The organism is Pseudomonas sp. M5, from assembly GCF_016907075.1.
Taxonomy (GTDB): Bacteria; Pseudomonadota; Gammaproteobacteria; order Pseudomonadales; family Pseudomonadaceae; genus Aquipseudomonas; species Aquipseudomonas putida_E.
In genome coordinates this window covers 2,264,453-2,286,672 of sequence record NZ_JAFBBH010000001.1, presented here as the reverse complement: position 1 = coordinate 2,286,672, position 22,220 = coordinate 2,264,453, and the positions used below count along the sequence as shown (strand labels likewise).

Annotated in this window: 21 protein-coding genes and 2 tRNA genes; 15 read left to right on the top strand and 8 right to left on the bottom strand. The window is 62.3% G+C overall.

Going from position 1 to position 22,220, the window contains the following annotated elements; translation table 11 throughout:
- Positions 1 to 12 precede the first annotated feature (12 nt).
- The 6 genes from tolB to JOE27_RS10365 all read left to right on the top strand — a co-directional run bounded on the left by tolB (position 13) and on the right by JOE27_RS10365 (position 4,293).
- Positions 13 to 1,284, top strand: a complete 1,272-nt coding sequence (gene tolB, locus JOE27_RS10390; protein ID WP_046787978.1) for a Tol-Pal system beta propeller repeat protein TolB — start codon at positions 13 to 15, stop codon at positions 1,282 to 1,284.
- A gap of 54 nt (positions 1,285 to 1,338) precedes the next feature.
- Entirely contained in the window at positions 1,339 to 1,836 is a 498-nt protein-coding gene (pal, locus tag JOE27_RS10385; protein ID WP_115274062.1) for a peptidoglycan-associated lipoprotein Pal, read from the top strand.
- A 6-nt stretch (positions 1,837 to 1,842) separates the two neighbouring features.
- Entirely contained in the window at positions 1,843 to 2,658 is an 816-nt protein-coding gene (gene ybgF, locus JOE27_RS10380) for a tol-pal system protein YbgF (RefSeq protein ID WP_046787979.1), read from the top strand.
- 159 nt (positions 2,659 to 2,817) lie between these two features.
- Positions 2,818 to 3,465 carry a 7-carboxy-7-deazaguanine synthase QueE gene (queE, locus tag JOE27_RS10375; RefSeq protein WP_046788079.1) on the top strand — a complete coding sequence of 216 codons (648 nt, stop codon included), beginning with the start codon at positions 2,818 to 2,820 and terminating at the stop codon, positions 3,463 to 3,465.
- Between the two features lie 16 nt (positions 3,466 to 3,481).
- Positions 3,482 to 4,156: a 7-cyano-7-deazaguanine synthase QueC gene (queC, locus tag JOE27_RS10370; protein WP_046787980.1), complete on the top strand. Its 675-nt coding sequence runs from the start codon at positions 3,482 to 3,484 to the stop codon at positions 4,154 to 4,156.
- 61 nt (positions 4,157 to 4,217) lie between these two features.
- Positions 4,218 to 4,293: transfer RNA gene (locus JOE27_RS10365), tRNA-Lys, on the top strand.
- 62 nt (positions 4,294 to 4,355) lie between these two features.
- Here the strand turns inward: JOE27_RS10365 and JOE27_RS10360 are convergent.
- The 3 genes from JOE27_RS10360 to JOE27_RS10350 all read right to left on the bottom strand — a co-directional run bounded on the left by JOE27_RS10360 (position 4,356) and on the right by JOE27_RS10350 (position 8,875).
- Positions 4,356 to 5,315: a cation transporter gene (locus JOE27_RS10360; RefSeq protein ID WP_046787981.1), complete on the bottom strand. Its 960-nt coding sequence runs from the start codon at positions 5,313 to 5,315 to the stop codon at positions 4,356 to 4,358.
- A 74-nt stretch (positions 5,316 to 5,389) separates the two neighbouring features.
- Positions 5,390 to 7,456 (bottom strand): methyl-accepting chemotaxis protein, encoded by a 2,067-nt coding sequence (locus JOE27_RS10355; RefSeq protein WP_204918676.1) that lies wholly within the window; start codon positions 7,454 to 7,456, stop codon positions 5,390 to 5,392.
- Positions 7,457 to 7,522: 66 nt separating this feature from the next.
- Positions 7,523 to 8,875, bottom strand: a complete 1,353-nt coding sequence (locus tag JOE27_RS10350) for an APC family permease (RefSeq protein WP_196996894.1) — start codon at positions 8,873 to 8,875, stop codon at positions 7,523 to 7,525.
- A gap of 548 nt (positions 8,876 to 9,423) precedes the next feature.
- Here JOE27_RS10350 and JOE27_RS10345 point away from each other — a divergent pair.
- Complete coding sequence (locus tag JOE27_RS10345) at positions 9,424 to 10,932, top strand: YdgA family protein (RefSeq protein WP_174142327.1); 1,509 nt, start codon at positions 9,424 to 9,426, stop codon at positions 10,930 to 10,932.
- Between the two features lie 298 nt (positions 10,933 to 11,230).
- On the top strand, positions 11,231 to 12,289 hold the full coding sequence (gene nadA / locus JOE27_RS10340) for a quinolinate synthase NadA (protein WP_119687636.1): 1,059 nt from the start codon (positions 11,231 to 11,233) through the stop codon (positions 12,287 to 12,289).
- A 91-nt stretch (positions 12,290 to 12,380) separates the two neighbouring features.
- Here the strand turns inward: nadA and JOE27_RS10335 are convergent, their stop codons facing one another.
- Positions 12,381 to 13,817 carry a M48 family metalloprotease gene (locus JOE27_RS10335; protein WP_012315802.1) on the bottom strand — a complete coding sequence of 479 codons (1,437 nt, stop codon included), beginning with the start codon at positions 13,815 to 13,817 and terminating at the stop codon, positions 12,381 to 12,383.
- A gap of 119 nt (positions 13,818 to 13,936) precedes the next feature.
- Here JOE27_RS10335 and JOE27_RS10330 point away from each other — a divergent pair, with 119 nt between their 5' ends.
- A complete protein-coding gene (locus JOE27_RS10330; RefSeq protein ID WP_012315801.1) occupies positions 13,937 to 14,176 on the top strand; it encodes a sulfurtransferase TusA family protein in 240 nt (79 codons plus the stop codon).
- A 20-nt stretch (positions 14,177 to 14,196) separates the two neighbouring features.
- Complete coding sequence (locus JOE27_RS10325) at positions 14,197 to 15,267, top strand: AI-2E family transporter (RefSeq protein WP_046787985.1); 1,071 nt, start codon at positions 14,197 to 14,199, stop codon at positions 15,265 to 15,267.
- A gap of 114 nt (positions 15,268 to 15,381) precedes the next feature.
- Here the strand turns inward: JOE27_RS10325 and JOE27_RS10320 are convergent, their stop codons facing one another.
- A complete protein-coding gene (locus tag JOE27_RS10320) occupies positions 15,382 to 15,855 on the bottom strand; it encodes a peroxiredoxin (protein ID WP_039605383.1) in 474 nt (157 codons plus the stop codon).
- Positions 15,856 to 15,866: 11 nt separating this feature from the next.
- Positions 15,867 to 16,427, bottom strand: a complete 561-nt coding sequence (locus tag JOE27_RS10315; protein WP_008097509.1) for a glycine cleavage system protein R — start codon at positions 16,425 to 16,427, stop codon at positions 15,867 to 15,869.
- A 260-nt stretch (positions 16,428 to 16,687) separates the two neighbouring features.
- Between JOE27_RS10315 and dapA the strand changes: the two genes are divergently transcribed.
- The 5 genes from dapA (at position 16,688) to JOE27_RS10290 (ending at position 20,384) form a co-directional block, all read left to right on the top strand.
- The gene (gene dapA / locus JOE27_RS10310) at positions 16,688 to 17,566 is read left to right on the top strand and encodes a 4-hydroxy-tetrahydrodipicolinate synthase (RefSeq protein WP_012315797.1); all 879 of its coding nucleotides are present in this window, start codon (positions 16,688 to 16,690) and stop codon (positions 17,564 to 17,566) included.
- A 17-nt stretch (positions 17,567 to 17,583) separates the two neighbouring features.
- Positions 17,584 to 18,702, top strand: coding sequence for an outer membrane protein assembly factor BamC (gene bamC, locus JOE27_RS10305; RefSeq protein WP_196996893.1), 1,119 nt, complete (start codon positions 17,584 to 17,586; stop codon positions 18,700 to 18,702).
- On the top strand, positions 18,703 to 19,461 hold the full coding sequence (locus JOE27_RS10300; RefSeq protein WP_115274069.1) for an MBL fold metallo-hydrolase: 759 nt from the start codon (positions 18,703 to 18,705) through the stop codon (positions 19,459 to 19,461). It begins immediately after the preceding gene.
- A gap of 30 nt (positions 19,462 to 19,491) precedes the next feature.
- Complete coding sequence (gene purC / locus JOE27_RS10295) at positions 19,492 to 20,202, top strand: phosphoribosylaminoimidazolesuccinocarboxamide synthase (protein ID WP_012315794.1); 711 nt, start codon at positions 19,492 to 19,494, stop codon at positions 20,200 to 20,202.
- A gap of 92 nt (positions 20,203 to 20,294) precedes the next feature.
- Positions 20,295 to 20,384: transfer RNA gene (locus JOE27_RS10290), tRNA-Ser, on the top strand.
- Positions 20,385 to 20,573: 189 nt separating this feature from the next.
- Here the strand turns inward: JOE27_RS10290 and JOE27_RS10285 are convergent.
- The gene (locus tag JOE27_RS10285; RefSeq protein ID WP_115274073.1) at positions 20,574 to 20,837 is read right to left on the bottom strand and encodes a hypothetical protein; all 264 of its coding nucleotides are present in this window, start codon (positions 20,835 to 20,837) and stop codon (positions 20,574 to 20,576) included.
- A 423-nt stretch (positions 20,838 to 21,260) separates the two neighbouring features.
- Positions 21,261 to 22,220: a transaldolase gene (tal, locus tag JOE27_RS10280; RefSeq protein WP_204918674.1), complete on the bottom strand. Its 960-nt coding sequence runs from the start codon at positions 22,218 to 22,220 to the stop codon at positions 21,261 to 21,263.

Below are 22,220 nucleotides of genomic sequence, written 5' to 3'. Positions count from 1 at the left end.
GGACTGCTGGTCATGCTGTGCTGCGTGGCAGGCATGGCCATGGCAGAGGAAAAGAACATCCTGGTCACCAGCGGCAGCGATCGGGCAACGCCCATCGCGGTAGTGCCGTTCGGTCTGCAGGGTGGCAGTGTGCTGCCGGAAGACATGGCCGATATCATCGGCAATGACCTGCGCAACTCTGGCTACTACGCGCCCATCCCACGGCAGAACATGATCAGCCAGCCTACCCAGGCCAGCGAAGTGATCTTCCGTGACTGGAAAGCCCTGGGCGCCCAGTACGTGATGGTCGGCAGCATCGTGCCGTCGGGCGCTCGCCTGCAGGTGCAGTACGCACTGTTCAACGTCGCCACCGAGCAGCAAGTGCTGACCGGCAGCGTTGCCGGCAGCGTCGACCAGTTGCGCGACATGTCGCACTACATCGCCGACCAGTCGTTCGAGAAGCTCACCGGCATCAAGGGTGCGTTTTCCACCCGCATGCTGTACGTGACCGCCGAGCGCTTCTCGACCAACAATACCCGCTACACCCTGCAGCGTTCGGACTACGATGGTGCGCGTGCAGTGACCTTGCTGCAGTCGCGTGAGCCTATCCTGTCGCCGCGTTTCGCGCCGGATGGCAAGCGTATCGCCTATGTCTCGTTCGAGCAGAAGCGGCCGCGCATTTTCATCCAGCACATCGACACCGGCCGCCGCGAACAGGTCACCAACTTCGAAGGCCTCAATGGTGCTCCGGCCTGGTCGCCGGATGGTTCGCGCCTGGCGTTCGTGCTGTCCAAGGACGGTAACCCGGACATCTACGTGATGAATGTGGCTTCGCGCCAGATCAGCCGTGTCACTGCCGGCCCGGGTATCAATACCGAGCCGTTCTGGGGCAAGGATGGCAACACCCTGTACTTCACCTCCGACCGTGGCGGCAAGCCGCAGATCTACAAACAGTCGGTCAGTGGTGGTAGCGCCGAGCGTGTGACGTTCGTAGGTAACTACAACGCCAACCCGAAACTTTCGGCGGACGAAAAGACGCTGGTAATGATCCATCGTCAGCAGGGTTTCACCAACTTCAAAGTGGCGGCACAGGACTTGCAAAGAGGAAGTGTAAAGATTCTCTCGGAAACAAGTCTTGATGAGTCTCCCACTGTTGCGCCAAACGGCACCATGCTAATCTACGCCACCCGCCAGCAGGGCCGGGGAGTCTTGATGCTCGTGTCGCTTAATGGCCGCGTGAGGCTCCCACTTCCTACCGCTCAAGGCGAAGTCAGAGAACCGTCCTGGTCCCCTTACCTGAACTGATTGCGGCGTAATACGTTTTGCTTAACACACTGGGGTTTCATTAGGAGTTTCACGATGGAAATGCTGAAGTTTGGTAAATTTGCTGCGCTGGCTCTGGCCATGGCTGTAGCTGTAGGTTGCTCCTCGAAGGGCGGTGACAACGCTGGCGAAGGCGCTGTTGACCCTAACGCTGGCTACGGTGCCAACACTGGCGCTGTTGACGGTTCCCTGAGCGAAGAAGCCGCCCTGCGCGCAATCACCACCTTCTACTTCGAATACGACAGCTCGGACCTGAAGCCAGAAGCCATGCGCGCTCTGGACGTTCACGCCAAGGACCTGAAGTCCAACGGTAGCCGTGTTGTTCTGGAAGGCAACACCGACGAGCGCGGTACTCGCGAGTACAACATGGCTCTGGGCGAGCGTCGTGCCAAAGCCGTTCAGCGCTACCTGGTTCTGCAGGGTGTTTCCCCTGCTCAGCTGGAACTGGTCTCCTACGGCGAAGAGCGTCCAGTTGCCACCGGCAACGACGAGCAGTCCTGGGCTCAGAACCGCCGCGTAGAACTGCGTAAGTAAGTTCTTATGCGTATGTGCCGTCGTGCTGTAACCGTCCTCGCACTCAGCCTTCCGCTTTCGGCGTGGGCTGCGGTTCCTGTAGTAGATGACAACGCAGGTGCTTACCCACCTTCGGGTTATGGCACGAGCGGCGCCTATGCCGGGGCAGGGGCTTCGACCCCTGCCTCAGCACAGGGCCAGCTGTTCATGCAGCTGCAACAGATGCAGGACCAGATATCCCGCCAGCAAGGCATCATCGAAGAGCTGCAAAACGATGTCGCCCGCATGAAGCAGGAAAGCCTGGAGCGTTACCAGGATCTGGATCGCCGCATCAACAGTGGTGGCGCGCCTGCCGCGACCCCCGATAATTCCTCCACCGGTGGTGCACCCGATGCCGCCGCCGGTGCAGCAGCAGGCGCCGCTGGCGCTGCTGCACAGCAACCGGCCGCCAACAGCGAGCCGGCTGATCCTGCGAAAGAGAAGCTCTATTACGATGCGGCTTTCGACCTGATCAAGCAGAAGGACTTCGACAAGGCCAGCCAGGCGTTCGGCGCCTTCCTGCGCAAGTACCCGAACAGCCAGTACGCAGGCAACGCCCAGTACTGGCTGGGTGAGGTGAACCTGGCCAAGGGTGACCTGCAAAGTGCCAGCCAGGCTTTTGCCCAGGTCAGCCAGAAGTACCCCAAGCACAGCAAGGTACCGGACTCCCTGTACAAGCTGGCCGACGTCGAGCGCCGCATGGGCCATACCGACAAGGTCAAGGGCATCCTGCAGCAAGTCATCACCCAGTACCCCGGCACATCCGCCGCTCAGCTGGCGCAGCGTGACCTGCAGAAGCTCTAAGTAGCACCGTTCAAAAGAAACCCGCGCCAGGCGCGGGTTTTTTCGTTAGAATCATTGCCCTTTTTCTTAAACACGCTGCTGCGGATAACGCCATGTCGAGTCCGCGACAGTGCCTGACGGAGGCGGACAGCCTGTTTAGCTGTCACGCCCGTGGCGATCATGCAAGACACATTACGTATCACCGAAGTCTTTTACTCTTTGCAGGGTGAAACACGCACGGCTGGGCTGCCCACGGTATTCGTGCGCCTGACCGGTTGCCCCCTGCGCTGCCAATACTGCGACAGTGCCTACGCCTTCAGTGGCGGTACTGTGCGTAGCCTGGATTCGATCATGGAACAGGTGGCCGGCTTCAAGCCACGCTATGTGTGCGTGACTGGCGGCGAGCCACTGGCCCAGCCGAATGCCTTGCCACTGTTGCAGCGCCTGTGCGATGCCGGCTATGAGGTTTCGCTCGAAACCAGTGGTGCCCTGGATATCTCGGCTACCGATATTCGCGTCAGCCGCGTGGTCGACCTCAAGACCCCGGGCTCTGAAGAGTCCCACCGCAACCTCTACGAGAACATTGAGCACTTGACCGGCAATGATCAGGTCAAGTTCGTCATCTGTTCACGCGAGGACTATGACTGGGCGGTTTCCAAGCTGATTCAGTACAACCTTGCCGAGCGCGCCGGTGAAGTGCTGTTTTCGCCAAGCCATCACCAGGTGAAGGCCAGTGACCTGGCCGACTGGATCGTTGCCGACAACTTGCCTGTGCGTTTCCAGCTGCAGCTGCACAAGCTGCTGTGGAACGACGAGCCCGGACGTTGATTAGGAGCAAAAGTACATGACTGAGAAACGCGCAGTAATCCTGCTGTCCGGCGGCCTCGACTCGGCCACTGTCGTCGCCATGGCCAAGGCCGAAGGCTACAGTTGCTACACCATGAGCTTCGACTATGGCCAGCGCCATCGTGCTGAATTGAACGCTGCTGCGCGGGTCGCTCGTGACCTGGGCGTCGTGGAGCACAAGGTCATTGGCTTGAACCTTGATGGCATCGGTGGTTCGGCACTGACCGACAGCAGCATCGATGTGCCGGAAACCCCGGGCGAGGGTATTCCGGTGACCTATGTGCCGGCACGCAATACCGTATTCCTGTCGTTGGCTCTGGGCTGGGCAGAAGTGCTGCAGGCGCGCGACATCTTCATCGGCGTCAATGCCGTGGACTACTCGGGCTACCCCGATTGCCGCCCTGAGTTCGTCGAAGCGTTCGAACGCATGGCCAACCTCGCGACCAAGGCCGGTGTCGAGGGGCAGGGCTTCCGGATCCAGGCGCCACTGCAGAACATGAGCAAGGCGCAGATCGTACAGGCCGGTATGGCCCGTGGCGTGGACTACAGCCTGACGGTCTCCTGCTACCAGGCCGACGATGAGGGCCGCGCCTGTGGCAAGTGCGACAGCTGCCGCCTGCGCGCCGACGGCTTCAAGGCCGCCGGGGTAGACGACCCAACCCGTTATTTTTGAAAAAAGTTTTGATGGGGTGTTGATTTCCCGTTAGAAATCAGTATTATACGCGCCATCCAACGGGTCGTTAGCTCAGTTGGTAGAGCAGTTGGCTTTTAACCAATTGGTCGTAGGTTCGAATCCTACACGACCCACCATACGCTGTAAGTCAAAGCCCGCTACCGGAAACGGTGGCGGGCTTTGTCGTTCTTGCCCCTCCTTATTCAGCCCACTCAGGGTCTGCGGTAAACACTACCGTCAACCAGCGATCCGGTCCCTCACCGCCAATCGCATCACCGACTTCACAGCGCAGCGCATCCCACTCTTCAATGCTTTTGGCTGGAAGGTGCTTGGGCACGATGAAATACAGCTCGATTTCCCGAGAGCGGCCGACCTTGGCCACGTAAGCCCGATAGGATTCCAGTCCGTGGCGTGCCACGAACGCACCGGCCACCTCATCCACGTGCAGCATCAGGTCGCCAGGTGTCACCAAAAAGATATCCGCCATGGCCTGGCGCACCACCGACAGCGGCAAGGGGATGATGACCAGGCACACCAGCGCCAGCACCGCCGGGTCGATGTACGGCGATACCCACTCCCACTGCGTGCCCTGCACGGCAAAGCCAAAGCAGAAGGCGATGAGCAACGCTGCGGTGATGCTGGCCGACATCACCCAACCCTTGACGTCCATGCGCACGAAATCCGAGTTCAGCTCGCGGTTGGCCCGCGCTTCGACTGCAGCGATGGTCGCGCAGGCGATCACGGTCAGCGCCGCATAAACCATGGCGATGCCGAACTCCAGGTGGCGTCCGCCTTCGAGCAGGCTGCTGACGGCGTTGATCAGGGCGTAGAGCGCCACACCGCTGAGCAGGATGCCATTGAGCGCCAGCACCATCGGCTCCAGGTGCCAGAAGCCCATGGTGAAGCGCTCGCGCAGCTTGCGTGACACGTGCCGGCTGGTGGCGTGCGTAGTGATCAGCTTGACCACCACCAGCGACAGGCCGCTCATGCCGGCGTCGGCCAGCGAGTAGACACCGTCGAAAATGATCGAGAACGAGCCGGACGCCAGGCCGAAGGCAATGCCGATGGTGGCGATGAACAGGGTGACGGCGATCGAAGTGCGTAGCAGGCCCTGTTCGCTGGCAAGGTCGAAGAAGGGGGATTTGTTGGGTGTTTCCATGGGTAAAACTCTTTTAAAAGGTGGGTGCCTGTACGGGCCCAATCGCCGGTAGCCGGTAATCGGACCCGTACAGGCTAAACGCGAAACTGCTCCATCAAAGCCTGCTGCTGATTGGCCAGGCGGTTCAGCGCTTGGCTGATGCGCGCCGACTCATCAGCCTGGCCCGATAGCGATTCAGTCACATCGCGGATACCGGCCACGTTACGGTTCACTTCCTCGGCCACCGCGCTCTGTTCTTCAGCGGCCGAAGCGATCTGCAGGTTCATGTCGCTGATCACCGCCACCGCTTCACCGATCCGCTGCAGTGTCGGCAGTGCCTGTTCCATCTGCAAGGCGCTGGCCTGCGCCTGTTTCTGGCCATCATGCATGGCGCCGACCACATCCTGGGTGCCTTGCTGCAGCCCTTCGATGACCTGGCGGATTTCTTCCACCGACACCTGGGTGCGCTGCGCCAGGCTGCGTACCTCGTCGGCCACCACGGCAAAACCCCGCCCGGCCTCGCCTGCGCGGGCCGCTTCGATGGCGGCGTTGAGGGCCAAGAGGTTGGTCTGCTCGGCAATGGCGCGGATCACCTCCAGTACCGAGCCGATCTGCTCGCTGCGCTGCTCGAGTGCGCGGGCCTCGTCCATGGCGGCATCCATCCCGACTGCCAGGTTGTCAATCGCCTGGCGGGTGCTGGCGATCAGTTGCAGGCCTTCGCGGCTCGCCTGGTCGGCGCCACGTGCTGCCTGGGCGGCTTGCGCCGCGTTGTGGGCGACATCCTGGGCAGTTGCGCTCATCTCGTTGGCGGCGGTGGCCACCTGCTCGATCTCGCGCTGTTGCTGCTGCATGCCGCTGCTGGTCTGGCTGGCGATGGCAGCGGACTGATCGGCGGTGCCGCGGGCTTCGAGCAGCGAGCCTTTGACCTGGGCAATCACCGGTTGCAGCTTGTCGAGGAAGCGGTTGAACCAGCCGCTCAACTGGCCCAGCTCGTCCTGGCGCGCGTAGTCCAGGCGCCGGGTCAGGTCGCCCTCACCGCTGGCGATATCCTCGAGGCGTGCGGCTACGGCCAGAATCGGCCGGGTCACGCCACGTGCGGTCAGCCAAACCAGCAGCAGGCCGACGATCGCGGCACCCAGGCCGATCAGCAGGCTGGTCAGATTGGCGCTTTGGTTGTGTTCGCTCAGCCTCTGATTGAGAGCGGCGGCGGGTGCTTGAAGCACAGCTTCGGGCAGCTCCAGCAGTACCTGCCAGGGAGCGGCGCCGGGGATCGGGGCGAACGGGCGGCCGACGCGCAACAGGCCCTGCGCCACGTCGTTGTCCAGGACAGTGCCCAGCTTGCTGGCGTCGCGGCTGTGCCCGGCCAGCAAGCCGGTAGTGCTGACGATGCTCACCTGGCCCTGGCCATCGAACAGCTCCTGGCGGCCGTCCAGGCTCAACTGCTGCAGGTTGTCCAGGCCGATATCCAGGCCCACTACGCCTACTACCTTGCCGCCCTCCAGCAGGGGCAGGGCGATGCTCGTCATCAGCACCTGGCGGCCATTGACCTCGTCGAGGTAGGGCTCGACCACGCAGGCCTTGGCCGTTTCCTGCGGGCAGGTCAACCAGCGGTTCTGTGCCGCCCCGTTGGCGCCAACCGTGCTGTCGGCCAGCATCGCTTCAGGCATGGCCTCCCGCTCAAGGTTGCCCGGGCTGGGCTGCGACCAGTACAGCGAAAAGCGGCCGCTGTCGTTGCTGCCGACCGACTCCTGGGCGACGAACTGGCTGTCCTGGTGGTCCAGAGCGTTGGGCTGGAACACCACATAAAGCCCGATCAGGTCCGGGTTGCCCGCCAGGCTGGCGCGTGCCTGGTGGGTCAGTTCGGCGCGCAGGTCGCTGCCACCGTGGGCTTTGAGTACCTGAACCAGGCGTGTAAAACCGTTGGCGTACTGGTAGGCGTCCATGAAGTAGCGCTGAATGCGCAGGGTCTGGGTTTCGGCGAGGGCCCGCAGGCGCAGGCGCGCGCTGTGGTCGAGCATTTCACTGTTGGCCTGGCTGACCAAGGCTGCACTGCGCTGTGCCTGGGTCAGCGAGGTGGCCACCAGTAGCGCGACGATGGCCAGCAGGCACAGGCCGGCGAGCAAGGTGATCTTCCACTGGATAGAAAGGCGACGCAGCGGCATGAGAGCTTTCCTTTTCGAGCAAGGACAACGCCCGCGTTCAGGCGCGGGCGGTGTAGAGGGCAAGTGTCATTCGGCAACGTAGTTCGGGGGTGCGGCAGTGAAGGCCTTGGTCAGCCAGGCCAGATACACCAGGCCAAGTAGCGCCCATACCCCGCCGAACATCAGCGAGTGTTCGTTAAGGTCTAGCCACAGCGACACGATGATGCAGAAACCGATGGTCGGCAGTACCAGGTACATGAGCTTGTTCGCCAGCCCTTGGCGATTGCCTTCACGCACATAGCAGTGGTTGATCACCGACAGGTTGACGAAGCTGAATGCCACCAGTGCTCCGAAGTTGATGATCGAGGTGGCGGTAACCAGATCGAAGAAGATCGCCGACAGCGAAATCAGCCCGACCACTGCGATGTTCAGCACCGGTGTTTTGTAGCGTGGGTGCAGGCGAGCAAAGATGCCGGCCGGGATCACCTTGTCACGCCCCATCACATACAACAGGCGCGAGACGCTGGTCTGCGAGGCCAGGCCCGAAGCGATGGTGTTGATCACCGTGCAGGCGATGAAGATCGACTGGAACAGCTTGCCACCTACGTACAGGGCAATTTCCGGCAGGGCCGCTTCCTGGTCATGGAAGCGTGCCATGGTCGGGAAGTAGGCCTGGATGAAGTACGACACGGTAATGAACACCAGGCCGCCGATCAGTGCGGTCAGGAAGATCGCCCGTGGGATGGTCTTGGCCGGGTCGCGGGTTTCCTCGGACAGGCACGTCACGGCGTCGAAGCCCAGGAACGAGAAGCACAGGATGGTCGCACCGGCCGCCAGGGCGCTGAACTGGGTCTGGCTGTCGGCGAACGGCAGCAGGCTCCACGCGGTACCCAGGCCTTCACCCTGGCCCAGGCCACGCACGCACAGGTAGATGAACACAGCGATGATCGCCACCTGCACGGCCACGAACAGCAGGTTGAAGTGTGCCACCAGGTTGACGCTGCGCATGTTGATCAGGCTGATCAGGGTGACGAAGCCCGCTACCCAGATCCACTCCGGCACCTCGGGGAACATGGCCGACAGGTAGAGCTTGGCCAACAAGGCATTGACCATCGGCAGCAGCAGGTAATCGAGCAGCGACGACCAGCCGACCAGAAAGCCCACATGCGGGTTGATGGCGCGTTGTGTGTAGGTGTAGGCCGAACCCGATTGAGGGAAGCGGCGCACCAGGGTGCCGTAGCTCACGGCAGTGAACAGGATGCCGGTCAGCGCCAGGATGTAGGCGCTGGGCACATGCCCTGCGGTAATCCCCGAGACAATGCCGAAAGTGTCGAACACGGTCATCGGCGTCAGGTAAGCCAGGCCGATGATGATCACGTGCCAGAGGCGCAGGGTTTTGCGGAGTTGACCGTTGCCGGTGGCGCTGTGGTCAGGCTGCATGCTGGCGTGGCTCCTGCGGCTGGGCGTGAACGGCTGGCGGGTTGTATTGCGCATGCGGCAATGGCGAGCGGGTGGGCTCCATGTTGTTCACCTTTATTGTCGGAGCAGAGGTAGGCGCAGGCGATGCGCCGGGGGCGAGCTGGCAGAGCCTGGGCTAGGAAGGTGGGGCGTGCGGGCAGGGGCGGTGAGGCATCATGACGGCGCGTCTGTTCTTCTTCGTGGGTGGCGCTGGGCAAGGCGGTGAAAATAAAAAACGATGGGTAGGTGGCTGTCAAGTTAAACATGACAAGATGTTACTAAATTGAAATATTTATCGATTTATTAGCCGAAATGTTCGGTTTTTGCGCGCTTTTTTGCGGTTTTGATCGATGCGGATGTTCGTAAAATTTAACGAGTGGGAAGTTTCCCACGCTAGCGTCAGGTAGGTCTCGATTGCCCATTTCGTCCGCGTGTCGACCGTCGTCCAAGGGGTGGGAGTGATACTATTCTGCTCCCCCCGCAGCTCATGGCTGCGAACACGCCAATATGGACATCAATCGGTTCTATTCATGAAGAAATCAGTAGGCATCCTTTCCGGCCTGGCCATCGCCATTGCCGTCGTAACCACCGCTGGCGCCTGGTACACCGGCAAGCAGTTGCCTGCGCAGCTGGAGCAAGCCGTCAATCAGGGCAATGCCCAGTTGAAGAAGGCCCTTGTCGGGGTTGGCGGCAGCATGACCATCGAAGTGGCCTCGCTGGAGCAGCACTTCTTCACCAGTACCGCACGCTATCGCCTCAAGGTCCGTGACATTCGCCTGTCTGACGGTGAGCCGATCAGTTTCGATGTGGGTGTAACCGATCAGATCGAGCACGGCCCGTTCCCTTGGTCGCGGGTCAAGGCCTTCAGGCTGATGCCGGTGCTGGCAGCCAGCAACAGTGCGCTGGACAAGGACGACTTCACCGCGCCCTGGTTCGCCGCCGCCGGCGACAAGGTCCCGGTCAGCTCGCAAACCAGCCTGGGCTTTGACGGCAGTGTCGATGGCAGCATCTTCCTGGCGCCGGTCAAGCTGGCCGAAGACAACGGCACGACCCTCGATTTTTCGGGTATGCAGCTGCAGATCAGTGGCGACAGTGAAGGCAAGGCGTCGAAATTCCATGGTGCTGCCGATCGCTTCGAAATGAAGCTGGTCGGGGATGATCACCCGCCGGCCACGTTCGAGCTCAAGGGCCTGAAAATCGGCGGTAACCTGGCCGCTACCCAGCATGACGCGATCTATGTCGGTAACGTCGATGTGCTGCTGGCCGAAGCCAAGGCGACGCTGGGGCCCAAGCAACAGGTACTGTTGCTCAAAGGCCTGGAGCAGCACGTCCTGCAAACCCTCGATGGCCCCGATACCGTCGGTGGCCGCGTGGATTACAAGGTCGCGGACATCAGCTGGGATGGCCGCGCAGTCGGCAGCGGGCAGATGGCGGTCAGCATCAAGTCGCTCAACGCCCCGGCCTTGCAGTCGCTCTCGCAGTGGTACCAGGCCCATCTGCCGGAGTTCGAGCAGGCCGCCGCGGCAGGCCAGCCGATGCCGCAAATCCAGATGGGTGAACAGGAGAAGGCCAAGTTTCAGGGCGACCTGAAGCAACTGTTGGCATCCAAGCCGCAGGTGGCGGTGGAGAACCTTTCGTTCAAGACGGCCAACGGCGAGAGCCGGTTCAACCTGTCGATGGACTTCGCCAGCCCCACCTCCTTCGACCTGCCGCCTGACCAGTTGAGCAAGCAGCTGATCACTCAGGTGAAGAGCAAGCTGTCGCTGTCCAAACCGATGATGGGTGACCTGGCGACCTTGCAGGCGTTGCTGGAAGGGCAGACCGATGCCCAGGCGATTGCCATGCAATCCAGTCAGGCGGGTGAGATGGTCGGGATGATGGCGCTGCAGAGTGGCATGGCCACCGTGCAGGGCAATGACGTGGTGGCTAGCCTGCACTACGTCGATGGCATGGTCGACTTCAATGGCAAGAAGATGACCGTTGAAGAGTTCGCCATGATCCTCGCGGCGCACTTTGCGGCGATGCAGCCGCAGGGCTGATTGATTGAGCCTGTACCGGCCTCATCGCCGGCAAGCCGGCTTCTGCAGGATGACTACAGGCTCATGGCCTGTGCACACCTGTGGGGGCAACTGTCTTGCCGGCGATGAGGCCAGTACTGGCCACACAAAAACCGCTTTAGAAATCCCTTGATTGTCTGTAGCCTTCGGCGTCCGATAATAATCCGCGCCCGCAGAGGGCCGTGGCGGCTTGCCTGCCGTCCGGCGCCCTTAGCCGATCTGTCAGGGCCGGGTGATACACTCGATTTGACGCGCATGCGCGCCTGCAGGTCCAGCGATCATGACCCAGATATCCGAACGCCTGTTGGTTCAGGCCCACCTCGACGCCAAGCAGCCCAACCCGCTGACAGCCGAGCAGGAGGCCGAATACCGTGCGGCCATTGCTGCCGAGCTCCAGGCGCAGAATGCCGTGCTGGTTGCCCATTACTACTGTGACCCGGTTATCCAGGCGCTTGCCGAAGAGACCGGCGGTTGCGTGTCCGACTCGCTGGAAATGGCCCGTTTCGGCAAGAACCACCCTGCCCAGACGGTGATCGTCGCCGGTGTGCGCTTCATGGGCGAGACCGCGAAGATCCTCACCCCGGAAAAGCGCGTGCTGATGCCGACCCTGGAGGCTACCTGCTCGCTCGACCTCGGTTGCCCGGTCGAAGAGTTCTCGGCCTTCTGCGACCAGCACCCCGAGCGTACCGTGGTGGTGTATGCCAATACCTCTGCCGCCGTTAAAGCGCGTGCCGACTGGGTCGTGACCTCGAGCTGCGCGCTGGAGATCGTCGAAAGCCTGATGGACAACGGCGAGACCATCATCTGGGGCCCGGACCAGCACCTGGGCCGTTACATCCAGAAGCAGACCGGTGCCGACATGCTGCTGTGGGACGGTGCCTGCATCGTCCACGAAGAGTTCAAATCGCGCCAGCTGGCGGACATGAAGGCGCTGTATCCGGATGCGGCGATCCTGGTGCACCCGGAGTCGCCAGAGGCAGTGATCGACCTGGCCGATGCGGTGGGTTCCACCAGCCAACTGATCAAGGCCGCGCAGACACTGCCCAACAAAACCTTCATCGTCGCCACAGACCGCGGCATCTTCTACAAGATGCAGCAGCTGTGCCCGGACAAGGAATTCGTCGAAGCCCCCACCGCCGGTAACGGCGCGGCCTGCCGCAGCTGCGCGCACTGCCCGTGGATGGCCATGAACACCTTGGAGCGGGTGCTGGATTGCTTGCGCAAAGGCAGCAACGAGATTTTCGTTGACCCGGCGCTGGTGCCGAAGGCGATCAAGCCTTTGAACCGCATGCTGGACTTCACCCAGGCTGCTCGGCTCAAGCTGTCGGGTAACGCCTGAGGGCCAATCGCCGGCAAGCCCCACAATATCTGCGGCGCTGCAGAACCTGTGAGAGCCGGCTTGCCGGCGATTGGGCTGCAAAGCAGCCCCCTTAACGCCCCATCATCTCCTGCACCATGCGCCGTTGCTCCATGATCTCGCGCTGGCGCTGGTCGATCTGTGACGCCAGCGGGAAGTTGCTACCGGCACGACGCTTGGCGTAATCCAGCTGCTGGATCGCCTGGTCGAAGTCACCCACCAGGGTAAAGTACTCTGCCCGAGCCCGGTGCAGGCCTATGGTGTTGCCCGACAAACCACGCACTTCGGCCATGTCGTACCACACATCCGGATCATCCGGGCGGTTCTTGAGCAGGTCGTTCAGTACCTTTTCGGCCTCGGCGGGCTTGTTCTGCTTGATCAGCAGGTCGGCACGCACCTGCTTGAGCGGGTAGTTGCCCGGATACAAACCTTGCATGCGCTCCGCCCGCTGCTGCGCATCGGCCAAGCGGTTGTTGGTGATGTCCAGGTCGATCTGCGCCAGGTTGTAGGTGATGTCGTTGGGCGCCTTGGCCAGCAACGGCTTCAGGTTCTCACGCGCTTCGTTGAGCTGGCCGCCTTTGATCTGTGCCAGGGCAAGACCATAGCGGGCGGCATCCAGCTTGGGGTCTTCGTCCAACTGCGCACGGAAGCGTTTGGCCGCAAGGCCCGGCGTGCCTTCGTAGATGAGGGCCACGCGGGCGCGGATCAACTGATAACGCTGGCTGTCCTCGACGCCGCCCGGGGGGGCCTGTTCGGCCCGGTTGCGGGTGTCGGCGATACGCGATTCGGTCACCGGGTGAGTCAGCAGGAATTCTGGTGGTTTGGCGTCGTAGCGGTATTGGCGCGCCAGGCGCTCGAACATGGTCGGCATGTTGCGCGGGTCGTAACCGGCCTTTTCCAGGTTCTGGATACCGACGCGGTCGGCTTCCTGCTCGTTCTGCCGCGAGAAGCGCCGCTGCTCCTGGATCGCCGCCGCCTGGGTGCCGGCAATCATGCCGATGCCGGCATCGCCGGCGCCCCCTGCCGCCAGTACGATACCGGCCAGCAGCGCCGCCATCATTGGCAGTTGCATGCGTTGCTGGGCCTCGACGCCACGGGCGAAGTGGCGCTGCGACAAGTGCGCCAGTTCGTGGGCCAGTACCGAGGCGTATTCGCCTTCGGTCTGGGCGTTGAGGAACAGGCCGCCGTTGACGCCGACGATGCCGCCGGGGGCGGCGAAGGCGTTCAGCTCTCGGCTGTCGATGAGGATGAATTCCAGGCGCCGGTCCTGCAGCTGGCTGGTTTCGGCCAGGCGGTACACGGTGGTTTCGACGTAGTCCTTGAGCTGCGGGTCGTTCAGCTGGTTGACCTGGCCGCGCAGCAGGCTGAGCCAGGCGCGCCCGAGCTGGTGCTCCTGCTGCGGCGAGACGATCGCGGAACTGGCGTCGCCCAGTGAAGGCAGGTCGCTAGCATGGCCGGGTAGGGCCATCAGGCAGGCCAGCGTCAACAGGGTAGGGCGCAGTAGATTCATGCACGAAGCTCGCGTCGGGTCAAAGCCCCTACTGTAGCCCGCTCACACGTTGGCGACCAGTGGCGGTATGCTAGCCAGCCTGTTACCAAAGACGTCTGCCCCACGTTTGGAGACCCCTGATGACTAGCACCCCGACCTGCGACGCCGAACTCGACGCCAGCGGGCTGAACTGCCCCCTGCCTCTGCTCAAGGCGAAGATGGAGCTCAACCGTCTGGCCAGTGGCGCGGTGCTGAAGGTGATTGCGACCGACGCAGGCTCACAGCGCGACTTCCGCACTTTTGCCCAGCTGGCCGGTCATACGCTGCTGCATGAAATGGCCGAGGCCGGCACCTATACCTACTGGCTGCGCAAGGCCTGAGCCCCAATCAAGGATCGTCAATGTTCAAAGTGCTTCGCGACTGGATAGAGCGCTACTTCTCCGATGAGGAAGCGGTGGTGCTGGCGGTCCTGCTGTTTCTGGCCTTTACCGCGGTCCTTACCTTGGGCGGCATGCTCGCGCCGGTGCTGGCGGGCATGGTGCTGGCTTTTCTGATGCAGGGGCTGGTCAATGCCCTGGAGCGCCTTCGGGTGCCGACGCGGCTGGCGGTGATGGTGGTGTTCGCCCTGTTCATGGGCGCGCTGGCGGTGTTCCTGCTGGTGCTGGTGCCGTTGCTGTGGCACCAGTTGATCACCTTGTTCAACGAGTTGCCGGGCATGCTCGGCAAATGGCAGTCGCTGCTGTTGCTGCTGCCCGAGCGCTACCCGCATCTGGTATCTGATGAGCAGGTGCTGCATGCCATCGAGTCGGTGCGCGGCGAGATCGGCAAGTTCGGCCAATGGGCACTGACCTTCTCGCTGTCGAGCCTGCCGCTGCTGGTCAGTGCCATGATCTATCTGGTGCTGGTGCCGATTCTGGTGTTCTTCTTTCTCAAGGACCGTGAGCAGATCGGCCGCTGGGTCAGTGGCTACCTGCCGCGCCAGCGGACCTTGCTGAACCGGGTAGGCACTGAAATGAACCGGCAGATCGCCAACTACATCCGCGGCAAGGGCATCGAGATCCTGATCTGCGGTATTGCCACTTACATCGCGTTCATCAGCCTGGGGCTCAATTACGCCGCGCTGCTGGCGCTGCTGGTAGGCCTGTCGGTGGTGGTGCCGTATGTAGGGGCGGTGGTGGTGACTGTGCCCGTGACGCTGATCGCGCTGTTCCAATGGGGCTGGGGTGATCAGTTCATCTACCTGATGACGGTGTACGCCATCATTCAGGCGCTCGATGGCAACGTGCTGGTGCCGCTGCTGTTCTCAGAGGCGGTGAGCCTGCACCCGGTGGCGATCATCTGCGCGGTGTTGTTGTTTGGCGGGTTGTGGGGCTTTTGGGGGATCTTCTTCGCGATCCCGCTGGCGACGCTGATCAAGGCAGTGCTCGATGCCTGGCCGCGGCAGGAACCTGCTGTGGCGCCGATGTTGTGATGCATGGGGCCGCTTTGCGGCCCTTTCGCGACACAAGGCCGCTCCTACAGACGAACGCAACCCCCTGTAGCGGCCTTGTGCCGCGAAAGGGCTGCGCAGCAGCCCCAGTCAATCTCAAGCCTTGTTCAGCGCCTGGGCCGCCGCGAGTACGGCATCCACATGGCCCGGCACCTTCACGCCACGCCATTCCTGGCGCAGCACACCGTCCTTGTCGATCAGGAAGGTGCTGCGGTCCACGCCCATGTACTCCTTGCCATACAGCTTCTTCAGCTTGATCACATCGAACAGCTGGCACAGGGCCTCGTCCTTGTCGCTGATCAGCTCGAACGGGAAGCCCTGCTTGGCCTTGAAGTTCTCATGCGACTTGATGCCGTCGCGCGACACACCGAACACCACGGTGTTGGCCGCTTCGAACGCTGCATGCTGGTCGCGGAAGCCCTGGCCTTCGGTGGTGCAGCCTGGGGTGCTGTCCTTGGGGTAGAAGTACACCACTACCTGACGGCCCTTGAGCTCGGCCAGGCTGACGGTCTGGCCGCCGGTGGCCTGGGCCTGGAAATCGGCGACGGGTTGGTCGAGTGCTACTGCCATGGATGCATTCCTTAAACGGGGTTCTGTGGGCGCCAAGGCTCGATCAGCGCGTCCAGGTTGAGGGCGTCGGCAAAGTCGAGGAACTGGTCGCGCAACCAGCTGATCTGGGTGCCGGCCGGCAGGATCACGGTGAACTGGGCGTTGAGCATGCTGCTGCCGGTCTGCGGTGCGAGGTAGGTGTCGCAGGTCATGGCTTCGAGCTCGACACGGTGGTCGAGGAAGAACTGGCACAGCTCGTTGATGATGTCCGGGCGGTAGGCCGCACTGACATAGGCCACATAAGGCAGGGCCTGCGGGCGCACCTCCTGGTCGGCGCTGCGTACCACGTCGAGGGTCAGGCCGTGCTTCTTGCCCAGGCCGGGGAGGGTGGACTCCAGGCGCGCCAGGGCGTCCCAGCTGCCACCGACCTGCAATACCAGGGCGCTGGTCTCGCCATGGCGGCTCAGGCGCGAGGTGACGACCGCGCAGCGGTTCTCGAAGGCAGCGCGGCTGAGGACGTTGGCCAGCTCCATGGGGTTGGGGCCCAGGGCACTGATGACAAGGAATTGTTCGCGGACGGTGGGGGTGGACATGCAGCATTCCTAAAGCGATGAGCGGTCGGCACAGGACGGGCGAAAGCCTCCTGTCGGCAGGGCCCGGGGCTCGCATGCGAGGACGTGGACGCTGGCCGGGGAGCAAGGTCGACGGCCCGGCGGGCCGCGCTGCACCGATCAAAGGATCAAGGGTAGCGAAATAAGGCGCCGAGGGGAATGCTCCACCCGCCTGCTTCGCTTGTGCAAGGCCGATGCCCCCAGTACCATTACCGCTCTCTTTTTCCGGCAGGAGCAGTTACATGATTGCGGGCAGTATGGTGGCATTGGTCACACCCATGGATGCACAAGGGCGTCTTGATTGGGGCAGCCTCGGCAAACTTGTAGACTTCCACCTGGAAAACGGCACCCACGCGATCGTCGCCGTCGGCACCACCGGCGAGTCGGCCACCCTGAGCGTCGAAGAACACATCGAGGTCATCGAATTCGTGGTCAAGCGGGTCGCTGGCCGCATTCCGGTCATCGCCGGCACCGGTGCCAACTCCACGTCCGAAGCCGTGCACCTGACCCAGAACGCCAAGGACGCCGGCGCCGACGCCTGCCTGCTGGTGGTGCCGTACTACAACAAGCCGACCCAGGAAGGCCTGTACCTGCACTTCAAGCACATCGCCGAAGCCGTCGACATCCCGCAGATCCTCTACAACGTACCCGGCCGCACCTCCTGCGACATGCAGGCCGAGACCGTGATCCGCCTGTCGACCGTGCCCAACATCATCGGCATCAAGGAAGCCACCGGCGACCTGGCCCGTGCCAAGGCCATCCTCGATGGCGTCAGCAAGGACTTCATCGTCATGTCCGGCGACGACCCGACTGCCGTCGAGCTGATCCTGCTGGGTGGCAAAGGCAACATTTCGGTCACCGCCAACGTCGCCCCGCGCGAAATGGCCGATCTGTGCGAGGCCGCCCTTGAGGGCAACGCCGAGAAGGCCCGCGCAATCAACGAAAAACTCATGCCGCTGCACAAAGACCTGTTCTGCGAAGCCAACCCGATTCCGGTGAAATACGCGCTCGTCGAAATGGGCCTGATGCAAAAAGGCATTCGCCTGCCACTGACCTGGCTGAGCGAAGGCTGTCACGAAAAAGTCCGTACTGCCTTGCGCCAGTCCGGCGTACTGGTTTAATCGAGGAAGTACACCGCATGAAGCGACTGGCTGGTCTTTCCGCGCTCGCCCTGATCATTTCCAGCACCAGTGGGTGTGGCTGGCTGTGGGGCGAGGATGGCTATTTCCGCGACCGCGGCAGCGATTACCTGCAGGCGCACCCGACTGCACCGATGCAGCTCCCGCAGGACGCCAGCAACGTCAAGCGCCTTGACCCGCTGCTGCCGATCCCGCGCAACGTCGCCGACGATACCGCCAAGGGCGAGTTCGAAGTGCCGCGTCCGCAACCGCTGTCGGCTGGCGCCGACGTCAGCGATTTCAGCCTGCAGCGCAGCGGCAGCAGCCGTTGGGTGCTGGCCCAGCGTTCGCCGGCCGAAGTCTGGCCGGTAGCGCATCAGTTCTTCGAAGACAACGGCTTCCGTATTGCCGAAGAGCGCCCGCAGACGGGCGAGTTCACCACCACCTGGCAGCGTTTTGACGAGCTGTCGGCATCGCTCGGCCAGCGCCTGGCGAGCACCGCCAGCAATGGTGACAGCGAAGTGCGCGTGCGTGTGCGCATGGAGCCTGGCGTACAACGCAACACCTCCGAGGTGTATGTCGTCAGTGTCGAGCGCCCGGCTGGCAGCACTGCCGAGCCTGGGTTCCCGTCCGCGTCCAGCAACACGGCCGCCGATGCGCTGCTGGTCGACGAAATGCTCGCCAGCATGAACCGCAGCGCCGAGAAGGGCGGTTCGGTGTCCTTGCTGGCTGCGCGCGACTTCGATGCGCCGAGCCGCGTCAGCCTGAGCGAAGACGGCAGCGGTAACCCCGTGCTGTTCCTCGGCGCCGACCTGGACCGTGCCTGGTCCGGCGTGGGCCGTGCCCTGGAGCAGGGTGGCGAATGGCGTGTGGAAGACATCAACCGCAGCCTGGGCCTGTACTACATCAACCTGTCTGAGAAGCCCGACGACAAGCAGAACCAGCCTGGCTTCTTCAGCCGCATGTTTGGCAGCGAGCCAACCAAGGAAGAGCTTGAAGCCCGCGCCGAGCGTTACCAGGTGCGCCTGAGCAAGGTTGGCGAAAGCGTGCAGGTTACCGTCGAGAAGAACATCAACACCGTGGCCCCGGCCGATGTCGCTCGCCGCGTGCTGAGCGCCATTCAGGACCACCTGGGTTAAGTGCGCTTCGCGGTACTGGGAAGCGGCAGCCAGGGAAATGGCACGCTGATCGCCAGTGGTGACACGTTCATCCTGGTCGATTGCGGGTTTTCCCTGCGTGAAACCGAGCGGCGCCTGGCGCTGCTCGGGGTGCAGGCGTCTCAACTGAGCGCCGTGCTGGTGACCCACGAACATGCCGACCATGTGCATGGGGTGGGGTTGCTGTCGCGGCGCTACAATGTACCGGTCTACCTCAGCCAGGGCACATTGCGCGGCATGCGCAAGCCGGTGGAGGCGGCCGGTTTTCTTGCCTGTGGCGACAGCCTGAGTATCGGCTGCCTGCAAGTGAGTGCGGCGCGGGTCGAGCACGACGCCTACGAGCCGCTGCAGTACGTCATCAGCGACGGTCGCCGGCGCTTTGGCATGCTCACTGACCTGGGTTCGTACGACGCGCTGTTGCTTGAGCGCTATCAGGGCCTGGATGCACTGCTGATCGAGGCCAATCATTGCCGCGACATGCTGGCCCGCGGGCACTACCCGTACTTCCTCAAGCAGCGGGTCGGCGGCATGCAAGGACATTTGAACAACCACCAGGCCGCGCGCCTGGTGGACGAGTTGGGGTGGAGCAACCTGCAGCACCTGGTGCTGGCCCACCTCAGCAGCAAGAACAACCTGCCACATCTGGCCCGCCAGTGCTTCGTCGACACCCTTGGGTGCGACCCGGACTGGCTCCAGGTGGCGAATCAGGAACACGGGCTCGACTGGCGCGAAATCGCCTAGCCCAACCACTCAAGCAAGCGGAGCCCAATCATGGAAAAACGCGAAGAACTCTACCGCGGCAAGGCCAAATCGGTTTACAAGACCGACGACGCCGACCGCTTGATCCTGCTGTTCCGCAACGACACCTCGGCGTTCGACGGCAAGCGCATCGAACAACTGGACCGCAAAGGCATGGTGAACAACAAGTTCAATGCCTTCATCATGCAGAAGCTCGAAGAAGCCGGCGTGCCGACCCAGTTCGACAAGCTGCTGGGCGACAACGAGTGCCTGGTCAAGAAGCTGGACATGATCCCGGTCGAGTGCGTAGTGCGTAACTATGCCGCCGGCAGCCTGGTCAAGCGCCTGGGCGTGGAAGAGGGCATCAAGCTCGAGCCGTCCACCTTCGAACTGTTCCTGAAGAACGACGAGAAGGGCGACCCGTTCATCAACGAATCCCACGTTGTCGCTTTCGGCTGGGGCACCGCCGAGCAGCTGGCAGAGATGAAGAAGCTGTCGCTGAAGGTCAACGAAGTGCTGAACAAGCTGTTCGATGACGCCGGCCTGCTGCTGGTCGACTTCAAGCTGGAGTTCGGTGTATTCCACGGCCAGATCGTCCTGGGTGACGAGTTCAGCCCGGACGGCTGCCGCCTGTGGGACAAAGAAACCCGCAAGAAGATGGACAAGGACCGCTTCCGCCAGGGCCTGGGCGATGTGATCGAAGCCTACGAAGAAGTTGCCAAGCGCCTGGGCGTGCCGCTATAAGCGGCGCATTCACGCAAGCGCCTGATACCACGCGGTTTTTTTGAAAATAAAGGTTTGCGTTTTCAGAATTCGCTGGTATGATGCGCGGCATTGGAGAGATGCCGGAGTGGTCGAACGGGACGGATTCGAAATCCGTTGTACTGGCAACAGTACCTAGGGTTCAAATCCCTATCTCTCCGCCATACATGTGGTAGAAAAAGCCCCTGAAAACGATAAGTTTTCAGGGGCTTTTTCGTTGTGCCCGAGTTAAACCTCAAAGCATCGCCGTGCGCATGGCCGGGCCCTTTCGCCGCTAGCGACGGGGCCTGCCGGATCGGATCAGAGCGCCAGGCCGACCTTTGCGGCACTCCCGGATTTTTCGTAGCTCGGCCCTAGTGCACGGTCTGTGGCTCCGTGGGCGAATCCGCTTGCCTGTGTAACTGCATCAGCGCTGATTCCAGCAGCGCATGCGCAACTTCCATTTCATGGATGACCGCCCTCATCACGATCGAGTTGTGCGAGGTCGGTGTCAGTCGCACGGACTGGCGGGCTACGGACAAGGCGCAGATCACGTATTCCGAGGTCTGGACCAGGGTGTCCTGCAGCATGTACGAGGGATCGAGGGGGGACGGTGGATCGGGGACTATCTTGCGCATGAATGCTCCTTGAGTCAGGTGGAGCTACCTTTAAACGCTGTCAAACGAATGGAGGCAGCTATACACGGGTTGACAGACCGGTGACCCAAGGAACCCGGCGCACACGAAGGTGCCCCATGTACAGCTGCCATGAAGCGCTGCAAAGGACCCTTGAATCGGTCAGCCTGTCAAAGCCGGTCGCTGAGGTGTCAACGACGAACCGAGACTAGGCCGCAATCCGAGCACTCGCAATGGGTTGGCAGCGCCGGCAATATAATTCGGAAATGGACTACAGGGAATGGGAAAAATCGGAGTTAAATCTGTAGGACCTTAGACGCACCAGGCGTGAATATTCTTCCCAGGCACGGATGCAATAAAGCCCCTGAAAGCGATGAGCTGTCAGAGGCCTTATCGTTATGCGTTTCCCCTCCCGATGGGGCGTGCTCAAGCCCACAAGCGTTGTGCGATAAGCGCCTCCAGTTTGCTCTGGTCCGCCGCAAACCCTCGAATCCCTTCGGCCAGCTGCGCGGTTGCCATTGCGTCCTCGTTCATCTGCCAGCGAAACTCGGCCTCGCTCAGTGGCGGTGGCGGCGCCTGATGGTCGGCGGGGGCGGCGAGCGCGGCCTGCAGGCTGCCCTCGGTCACTGCCAACTCCTCCAGCAGTGCGGGGCTGATCGTCAGCCGATCGCAACCTGCCAAAGCAACGATTTCACCGACGTTGCGAAAGCTAGCCCCCATCACCGAAGTCGCGTAACCGTGGCGTCGCATGAAGCGGTAGCTGGCCGCCACCAATTGAACCCCAGGCTCCGACGCCGGCGCGTACTCCTTGTCCGGATAAGCGCGGCGATGCCAGTCCAGCACCCGGCCAACAAAAGGCGAGATCAGGAATGCGCCGGCTTCGGCGCAGGCGAGTGCCTGGGCGAGGTTGAAGATCAACGTCAAGTTGCACTGGATGCCCTCACGCTCCAGTTCGCTGGCCGCGCGAATGCCCTCCCAGGTGGCGGCGAGCTTGATGAGGAAGCGCTCACGTGGAACGCCCGCCGCCTCGTACAGTGCGACCAGGCGCCTGGCCTTGGCCAGGCTTGCCTGCTTATCGAAGGACAGCCGCGCATCGACCTCGCTCGATACCCTGCCGGGCACGTGCTGCAACAGGTCGCAGCCCAAAGCAACGATCAGTTGGTCGGACAGTTGATCGATTGCCTGCGCATGCGGCAGGCCGGCAGCTTTCGTCAGGGCGCAGAGGTCATTGAGCAGTGTGTCGTAGTGGCCCGACACCACGGCCTTGAGCACCAGTGAGGGGTTGGTGGTTGCATCATGAGGGGTGAAGCGGCGAACGGCCTGAAGGTCGCCGGTGTCGGCGACCACTGTGCTGTACTGCTCCAACTGGCTGAGCAAAGTTGGCAT